Below are 906 nucleotides of genomic sequence, written 5' to 3' on the forward strand. Positions count from 1 at the left end.
CACCGAAAGCGCAAGCTTTATGCTCGCGCAAGCAATGCCGACGTTAACGAGCGCGACGTTTAACCCAACGCATCAAGCGATAGGTCAGAGCGTATCGGTCAGCCTTAAGTTCGATAAAGCGTTGCAAGCGGCCAGTGCTGAGTTAGGTGGCACGCTCATCTCGCTGACTAAGAGTGCGGATGCCCGCGTGTGGACCGGGGATGTATTGGTTCCTTCGTCGTCTGATTTGAATGTTGATTTGGTGGTGAAAAATTACCAAGACTTATCAGGTAATGTGGGTACGCAAGACAGCACACATTCACTGCCTATTACGCCCACGTTGGTCATCACGCCAGTGAGTAACGTGGACGGCAGTAACGCCACTAGTTTGGTGTTTTCAGGTACATCGACGCGTTTTGATGGCCAAGGACTTAGCCTAGAAGTGAAAGCGCAGGGCAATGATACTGTGTTGAAAAGTGGCTCTGCGACAGTCGCCCAGGGTGGGGCTTGGAGCAGCAGTCCCGTTGACATCAGCGATCAACCGAACGGCACCTACACCGTCATTGTGTCGGGCACCAACGCTTCAGGCGTACCAGTCACCGAAAGCGCAAGCTTTACGCTCGCGCAAGCCATGCCGACGTTAACGAACGCGACGTTTAACCCAACGCATCAAGCGATAGGTCAAAGCGTATCGGTCAGCCTTAAGTTCGATAAAGCGTTGCAAGCGGCCAGTGCTGAGTTAGGTGGCACGCTCATCTCGCTGACGAAGAGTGCGGATGCCCGCGTGTGGACAGGGGATGTACTGGTTCCTGCATCGTCTGATTTGAATGTCGGTTTGGTGGTGAAAAATCACCAAGACTTATCAGGTAATGTGGGTACGCAAGACAGCACACATTCACTGCCTATCACGCCCACGTTGGTCATCAC

The 906-nt window shown here is 53.1% G+C and carries 1 protein-coding gene; it reads left to right on the forward strand.

Annotated elements, in window-relative coordinates; translation table 11 throughout:
- On the forward strand, positions 1 to 906 hold a 906-nt coding region (locus tag AB4180_RS16000), incomplete at both ends, for a tandem large repeat (protein ID WP_372081882.1).

The organism is Vibrio sp. 10N.286.49.C3, assembly GCF_041469545.1.
GTDB classification, from domain to species: Bacteria; Pseudomonadota; Gammaproteobacteria; order Enterobacterales; family Vibrionaceae; genus Vibrio; species Vibrio tasmaniensis_A.